This window comes from Caldimonas sp. (assembly GCF_046291045.1).
Lineage (GTDB): Bacteria > Pseudomonadota > Gammaproteobacteria > Burkholderiales > Burkholderiaceae_C > Caldimonas.
In genome coordinates this window covers 38,893-45,867 of sequence record NZ_JBKBSL010000026.1, presented here as the reverse complement: position 1 = coordinate 45,867, position 6,975 = coordinate 38,893, and the positions used below count along the sequence as shown (strand labels likewise).

Here is a 6,975-nt window from a genome sequence, read left to right as displayed (position 1 = left end):
ATAGGTTTTGCACTGCAGCAAGATTGTGCAATCTGCGATAGCCGCAGTCCTTTCAAGGGCTCGTGCCCAGGGAGTGTCCTCGTGAAACCCGTCGCCAAGTCGGCCAAGCTGGCCAATGTCTGCTACGACATCCGCGGGCCGGTGCTCGAGAAGGCCCGTGAGATGGAGGAAGAGGGCCACAAGATCATCAAGCTGAACATCGGCAACCTGGCGGTGTTCGGGCTGGAGCCGCCCGACGAGATCGTGCAGGACATGATCCGCAACCTGCCGCACACCGCGGGCTACACTGACTCCAAAGGCCTGTTCGCGCCGCGCCGGGCAGTGGTGCACTACACGCAGGAGAAGAACATCCGTGGTGTGACGGTGGATGATGTCTACCTGGGCAATGGGGCGTCCGAGCTGATCGCGATGAGCATGAACGCCTTGCTCAACGATGGCGACGAGGTGCTGATCCCTGCGCCCGACTATCCGCTGTACACCGCGGTGGTGTCGCTGTCCGGGGGCACGCCGGTGCATTACATGTGCGACGAGCAGTCCGATTGGATGCCCGACATTGCCGACATCAGGGCCAAGATCACGCCGCGCACCAAGGCGCTGGTGGTGATCAATCCGAACAACCCGACGGGCGCCCTGTACCCTGAGTCGGTCTTGCTGGAGCTGGTCGAGATCGCGCGTCAGCACCAGCTCATCGTCTTCGCCGACGAGATCTACGATAAGACGCTGTACGACGGCCACACGCACACCAGCATCGCGTCGCTGGCCGACGACGTGCTCTTCGTCACCTTCAACGGGCTGTCGAAGAACTACCGCTCCTGCGGCTACCGGGCCGGCTGGATGGTGGTGTCTGGTGAGAAAAAGCATGCGCGGGACTACATCGAGGGCCTGAACATGTTGGCCTCGATGCGTCTGTGCGCGAACACGCCGGGTCAACTGGCCATCCAAACGGCGCTTGGGGGCTACCAGAGCATCAAGGATCTGGTCGCGCCGGGTGGCCGCCTGTGCCGCCAGCGTGACCTCGCTCACAAGCTGCTGACCGAGATCCCCGGTGTTACCTGCGTCAAGCCCAAGGCGGCGCTGTACATGTTCCCGCGTCTGGACCCCAAGCTCTATCCTGTGGCCGACGACCAGCAGCTTGCCTACGAACTGCTGGCCGAGGAGAAAGTGCTCATCGTGCAGGGCACCGGCTTCAACTGGCCGCATCCGGATCATTTCCGCCTGGTCTTCTTGCCCAACTCCGATGACCTGGCCGAGGCGATCGGCCGCATCGCCCGCTTCCTCGAGCACTACCGCAAGCGTCACTCTCACGGATCGAACGCATGAACTCCTTTCAGAATCCGATGCGCCTGGGCCTGCTGGGGGCCGGCGTCGTCGCCACCGGTGTCGTCAACGTGCTGGCACGCAACCAGGCCGAGATCCAGCGCCGCGCCGGCCGCGGCATCGTGGTGACCCGTGTGGGCGCGCGCAACCCGGCCAAAGCCCGCGCCGCCTTGGGCGAGGAGCTCACGATCAGCGACGATCTCGACGCCGTCGCGACCGACCCGCAGGTGGACATCGTCGTCGAACTGATCGGCGGCACCACCCGCGCCCGCGAGTTGGTGCTCAAGGCGATCGCCGCGGGCAAGCACGTGGTCACGGCCAACAAGGCCCTGCTGGCCGTGCACGGCACCGAGATCTTCGCCGCGGCCAGCGACAAGGGCGTGATGGTCGCCTTCGAGGCCGCCGTGGCCGGGGGCATTCCGATCATCAAGGCGCTGCGCGAGGGCCTCACGGCCAACCGCATTCAATGGATCGCCGGCATCATCAACGGCACCACGAACTTCATCCTGAGCGAGATGCGCTCCAAAGGGCTGGACTTCGACACCGTGCTTCGGGAGGCGCAGCGCTTGGGTTACGCCGAGGCTGATCCGACCTTCGACATCGAAGGCGTGGATGCAGCGCACAAGGCCACCATCATGAGCGCGATCGCCTTCGGCGTTCCGATGCAGTTCGACAAGGCCTATGTCGAAGGCATTACCCGGCTGAAGGCGGCCGACATCACCTATGCCGAACAGCTCGGCTATCGCATCAAGCTGCTGGGCGTGACGCGCCGCCGCGACGATCTGCCCGGCGGCGGTATCGAGCTGCGCGTGCATCCCACTCTGGTGCCGGCCAAGCGGCTCATCGCCAACGTGGAGGGTGCGATGAACGCGGTCGTGGTGCATGGCGACGCGGTGGGCTCGACGCTTTACTATGGCAAGGGCGCTGGCTCGGAGCCTACCGCCTCGGCAGTGGTGGCCGACCTGGTGGACGTGACCCGCCTGCACACGGCAGACCCTGACCATCGCGTGCCCCACCTGGCATTCCAGCCCGACGCGCTGGACAATGTGCCGGTCCTGCCGATCGAGGACGTGGTCACCTCCTTTTACCTGCGGCTGCGCGTGGCCGACCAGACGGGCGTCCTCGCACGCATCACCGGCATCCTGGCCGAGCACGACATCTCCATCGATGCCGTATTGCAGCGCGAGGCGGGCGACGACGAGAACCAGACCGACCTGATCATCCTGACGCACGAGACCCGCGAAGGCCGCATGAATGGGGCGATCGCGAAGATGCAGGCCCTGCCCACGGTGCTCGAGCCCATCGTGCGCATCCGCAAGGAAGAGCTGAACTGAGACCATGAAGTACATCAGCACCCGCGGCGACCGCACTGAGCGCGGCTTCTCGGACATTCTGTTGGAGGGCCTAGCGCCCGATGGCGGGCTGTACCTGCCCGTGGCCTATCCCCGCGTGGATGGGGCCACCTTGCTGCGCTGGCGTGGCCTGAGCTATGCCGAGCTCGCCTTCGAGATCCTGTCGCTGTACATCGACGACATTCCGGCCGCCGACCTGCGTGCGCTGGTCACGCGCACCTACACCAAGGAGGTGTTCGGTACCGAGGCCATTACGCCGCTCAAGCCGCTGGGTGAGGGCTTCTACCTGGAGGCGCTGTCCAATGGACCGACGCTGGCCTTCAAGGACGTGGCGATGCAACTGTTGGGCCAGTTGTTCGAGTATGAGCTCGGCCGCCGCGGCGAGGAGCTCAACATTCTGGGGGCAACCTCGGGCGATACCGGCAGTGCGGCCGAGTATGCGATGCGCGGCAAGCGGGGGGTGCGTGTCTTCATGCTCTCGCCCCATGGCCGCATGAGCTCCTTCCAGCAGGCTCAGATGTACAGCCTGCCCGATGCCAACATCCACAATCTGGCCATCGAGGGGGTATTCGACGACTGCCAGGACATCGTCAAGGCCGTGTCGAACGACCTGGACTTCAAGCGTCGCCACAAGATCGGAACGGTGAACTCCATCAATTGGGCGCGGCTGCTGGCTCAGGTGGTGTACTACTTCGCCGGCTACTTCCAGGCCACTCGCAGCAATGATGAGGTGGTGAGCTTCTGCGTCCCCTCGGGCAACTTCGGCAACGTTTGCGCCGGCCATGTGGCCCGCATGATGGGATTGCCGATCCGTCGTCTGGTGGTGGCCACCAACGAGAACGACGTGCTCGACGAGTTTTTCCGCACCGGGACATACCGGGTGCGCAAGGCGGCGGAGACCTTCGAGACTTCGAGTCCCTCGATGGACATCTCGAAGGCCTCCAACTTCGAACGCTTCGTGTTCGATTTGCTGGGGCGCGACGCCGGACGTACCGCACAGCTTTTTTGCGAGGCCGTGGAGCGCACGGGCGCCTTCTCGCTCACGCCAGCGGAATTCGCCAAGGTGGCCGACTATGGCTTCGCCTCTGGCCGCAGCACCCACGCCGACCGGCTGGCGACCATCCGTGACGTGTACGCGCGTTTTGGCGTCATGATCGACACTCACACGGCCGATGGGGTGAAGGTGGCCCGCGAGCATCTGGAGCAGGGCATCCCGATGATCGTCCTGGAGACGGCCTTGCCCGCCAAGTTCGCCGAGACCATCCGCGAGGCCCTGGGCCGCGAACCCGAGCGGCCGGCCGCCCTGCAGGGACTGGAGAACCTCCCCAGACGCTTCAAGGTCATGGGGGCCGATGCCGACGCGGTGAAGCGCTACATCGCCGAGAATGTTCGTTGACACGTGCCGGCTCCAGGGCACGCGGGACACGCGCATGAAGGTGGTGGGTTTTTGCGGATACTCCGGGTCGGGCAAGACCACGCTGGTCGAGCAAGTGATCGCCGGTCTGAAGCTGGCGGGGCAGCGGGTGTCAGTGGTCAAGCATGCCCACCACACCTTCGACGTCGATCACCCGGGCAAGGATTCCTGGCGCCACCGCCAGGCCGGCGCCTTCGAAGTGGTGGTGGCCTCCGACCGGCGCCTGGCCAAGATCCGGGAGTTCGAGGTGCCTTGCGAGCCCACCGTCCATCAACTCATTGCCGAACTCTACGATTGCGACTGGGTGCTCGTGGAGGGTTTCAAGCACGCCGACCTCTTCAAGATCGAGGTGTGGAGAGCCTCGCTCGGTCGTCCTGCGCAGTACATCGAGGATCCCTTCGTGACGGCGATCGCCACCGACAGCCCCGGGCAGTTGCCCCATGCCACCTTGCGCCCGGTGCTGGACTTGAACGATGCCGCCAGCGTGGTGGAGCACCTGCTGCACAATCAGGATCGTTATGAGTATCGATTCCCGTTCCCCGATGCTCAGCCTGGACGAGGCCCTGGCGAAGCTGCTGGCAGCGGCTACGCCGATCGCCGGGACTGAGGAGTTGCCCACCGCCCAGGCCCTGGGCCGAGTGCTGGCGCGCGATCTGGTTTCGCCGCTGGACGTCCCCCCGCTGGCCAACAGCTCGATGGACGGTTATGCCGTGCGCTCGGCCGATGTGCCGGCAGCCGGCACCGTCCTGCCGGTGAGTCAGCGCATTGCCGCTGGGCAGGTCGGCTCGGTGCTGCAACCCGGCAGCGCAGCACGCATCTTCACTGGGGCGCCGCTGCCCGAGGGTGCCGATGCCGTCGTGATGCAGGAGCAGTGCGAGCCGCTGGACGGTTCGGTGCGGATCCTTGCCGTGCCGGCACCGGGGCAGTGGGTGCGGCAGCGCGGGGAGGATCTGCGTGAGGGCGCGGTGGTGCTGGCCCGCGGCCGGCGCCTGACACCCCAGGCCCTGGGCCTGGCGGCCACGGCCGGGGCGGCGAGCCTGACCGTGATGCGCCGCGTGCGTGTGGCCTTGCTGTCCACCGGTGATGAACTCGTGATGCCCGGCCAGCCGCTGCGGCCAGGAGCCATCTACAACGCCAACCGCGACACGCTGCGGGGGCTGCTCGCCCAGTTCGGCTGCGCGTGTACCGATCTGGGCATCGTGCCTGACAGTCTGGAATCTACACGTGCAGCCCTGCGCGAAGCGGCACGCGATCACGATCTGATCCTCAGCTCGGGCGGAGTATCGGTGGGAGAGGAGGATCACATCCGTCCGGCCGTGAACGCCGAAGGGCGCCTGGACCTGTGGCAGATCGCGATCAAGCCTGGCAAGCCGCTGGCCTTCGGCCAGGTTCGGCGTGAGGGGGGCGGCGAAGCGGCCTTCATCGGCTTGCCGGGCAACCCGGTATCGAGCTTCATCACCTTCTTGCTGCTGGTCCGTCCCTTCCTGCTGGCCCTGCAGGGGGCCGATCCCGCCGCGCCGCCCGGCGTGTGGCTGGAAGCGGGTTTCGACTGGCCTCGGCCCGACCGTCGGCGCGAGTTCCTGCGTGTGCGGCGCGAGGGCGACGGGCGGCTCGCCTTGTTCCCGAACCAGAGTTCGGGGGTGCTCACCTCGGCTGTGTGGGCCGACGGCGTCGTCGACGTGCCGCCCGGGCAGCCCATCTCCCGAGGGGATCGGGTGCGTTTCGTTTCTTTTGCCGAGTGGATGCAATGAAGGTCACAGTGAAGTACTTTGCCTCGATCCGCGAGGCCCTGGGCCCGCAGGAGAGCATCGAGGCGCCCGAGGGCAGCACCGTGGGCAGCCTGCGCGCCTTGCTGCAGTCCCGCTCGGGGGCCCATGCCGAGGCCCTGGCCCCCGGCCGCGCCCTGCGCGCGGCGCTGGACCAGACGCTGTGCGATGAATCGGCGCCGCTGCGCGACGGTGCCGAGGTGGCCTTCTTTCCTCCTGTGACCGGAGGCTGAGCATGAACGGGCCGCGCGTGCGTATCCAGACCGAGGATTTCGACCTCGGTGCCGAGGTGGCCGCTTTGCGTGCCGGCGATGCCGGGGTGGGGGCGGTGGCGGTCTTCGTGGGCACGGTGCGCGACCGCAACGACGGCCAGGGCGTGAGCCGCATGGAGCTGGAGCACTACCCGGGGATGACTGAAAAGGCCATCGAGGCCATGATCGACGAAGCGCACCGGCGCTTCGACATCCGCGCCGCCCGCGTGATCCACCGGGTGGGCCAGCTGCAGCCGCAAGACCAGATCGTCTATGTGGGCGTGAGCTCTTCCCACCGGGGCGAGGCCTTCCGGGCTTGCGAGTTCCTGATGGACTACCTCAAGACCCAGGCACCCTTCTGGAAGAAGGAGACCACCCCGGCAGGCTCCCGTTGGGTGGATGCCCGGGTGAGTGATGATGAGGCGCTGCGGCGCTGGGGCATCGTGGCCGGCAATGCCGCGACGCGCGGCAACTCATGAGCACGGCTTTTCTCCCTGTGGGTGGGGCCCTGGCCGTGGGGCTGGGAGCGGGCCTAGGCGGGGTGGCACGCTGGGGGGTGAGCCTGTGGCTCAACGCGGCCTGGGACGGTTTTCCACTGGGGACGCTGGTGGTCAACTTGCTGGGCGGCCTGTGCATCGGTCTAGCGATGGCCTGGCTGGCCCGCCACCCCGATGAGGGCTTGCGTCTCCTGCTGGTGACGGGCTTTCTGGGTGGGTTCACCACCTTTTCGGCTTTTTCGCTGGAGTCGCTGCATCTGCTGCAGAAGGAGCAGTGGCTGCTGTGGGCGATCCATGCCATGGGCCACGTCCTGGGGGCCTTGGCCGCTTGCGCCGTGGGTTGGCGGCTGCTGCGCAGCTGGATGGGCTGAGGCCGCA

General features: G+C 66.5%; 8 protein-coding genes. All 8 read left to right on the top strand.

Translation table 11 applies throughout. The features are described 5' to 3' along the window. Positions 1-81 precede the first annotated feature (81 nt). From ACK4ZD_RS10830 to crcB, 8 genes are read left to right on the top strand one after another with little or no spacing between them, the layout of a single operon-like run. Positions 82-1,320, top strand: a complete 1,239-nt coding sequence (locus ACK4ZD_RS10830; RefSeq protein WP_409661627.1) for a pyridoxal phosphate-dependent aminotransferase — start codon at positions 82-84, stop codon at positions 1,318-1,320. Beyond that, positions 1,317-2,651, top strand: coding sequence for a homoserine dehydrogenase (locus tag ACK4ZD_RS10825; protein WP_409661624.1), 1,335 nt, complete (start codon positions 1,317-1,319; stop codon positions 2,649-2,651). The genes ACK4ZD_RS10830 and ACK4ZD_RS10825 overlap by 4 nt, the downstream gene beginning before the upstream one ends. A gap of 4 nt (positions 2,652-2,655) precedes the next feature. Continuing rightward, complete coding sequence (gene thrC / locus ACK4ZD_RS10820) at positions 2,656-4,065, top strand: threonine synthase (protein WP_409661621.1); 1,410 nt, start codon at positions 2,656-2,658, stop codon at positions 4,063-4,065. A gap of 34 nt (positions 4,066-4,099) precedes the next feature. Then, the gene (gene mobB / locus ACK4ZD_RS10815) at positions 4,100-4,690 is read left to right on the top strand and encodes a molybdopterin-guanine dinucleotide biosynthesis protein B (RefSeq protein ID WP_409661633.1); all 591 of its coding nucleotides are present in this window, start codon (positions 4,100-4,102) and stop codon (positions 4,688-4,690) included. After that, positions 4,602-5,834, top strand: coding sequence for a gephyrin-like molybdotransferase Glp (gene glp / locus ACK4ZD_RS10810; protein WP_409661618.1), 1,233 nt, complete (start codon positions 4,602-4,604; stop codon positions 5,832-5,834). Before mobB ends, glp begins: the two co-directional genes overlap by 89 nt. Next, complete coding sequence (gene moaD, locus ACK4ZD_RS10805) at positions 5,831-6,082, top strand: molybdopterin converting factor subunit 1 (protein WP_409661615.1); 252 nt, start codon at positions 5,831-5,833, stop codon at positions 6,080-6,082. The genes glp and moaD overlap by 4 nt, the downstream gene beginning before the upstream one ends. Positions 6,083-6,084: 2 nt before the next feature. Then, a complete protein-coding gene (gene moaE, locus ACK4ZD_RS10800; RefSeq protein ID WP_409661613.1) occupies positions 6,085-6,579 on the top strand; it encodes a molybdopterin synthase catalytic subunit MoaE in 495 nt (164 codons plus the stop codon). After that, on the top strand, positions 6,576-6,968 hold the full coding sequence (gene crcB / locus ACK4ZD_RS10795) for a fluoride efflux transporter CrcB (protein WP_409661610.1): 393 nt from the start codon (positions 6,576-6,578) through the stop codon (positions 6,966-6,968). The genes moaE and crcB overlap by 4 nt, the downstream gene beginning before the upstream one ends. The last annotated feature ends 7 nt before the right edge of the window (positions 6,969-6,975 follow it).

Bases quoted from the DNA above. Each gene is read 5' to 3' on its own strand.
- ACK4ZD_RS10825 (WP_409661624.1), top strand. From the start codon at position 1,317: ATGAACTCCTTTCAGAATCCGATGCGCCTGGGCCTGCTGGGGGCCGGC.
- thrC (WP_409661621.1), top strand. From the start codon at position 2,656: ATGAAGTACATCAGCACCCGCGGCGACCGCACTGAGCGCGGCTTCTCG.
- mobB (WP_409661633.1), top strand. From the start codon at position 4,100: ATGAAGGTGGTGGGTTTTTGCGGATACTCCGGGTCGGGCAAGACCACG.
- glp (WP_409661618.1), top strand. From the start codon at position 4,602: ATGAGTATCGATTCCCGTTCCCCGATGCTCAGCCTGGACGAGGCCCTG.
- moaD (WP_409661615.1), top strand. From the start codon at position 5,831: ATGAAGGTCACAGTGAAGTACTTTGCCTCGATCCGCGAGGCCCTGGGC.
- moaE (WP_409661613.1), top strand. From the start codon at position 6,085: ATGAACGGGCCGCGCGTGCGTATCCAGACCGAGGATTTCGACCTCGGT.
- crcB (WP_409661610.1), top strand. From the start codon at position 6,576: ATGAGCACGGCTTTTCTCCCTGTGGGTGGGGCCCTGGCCGTGGGGCTG.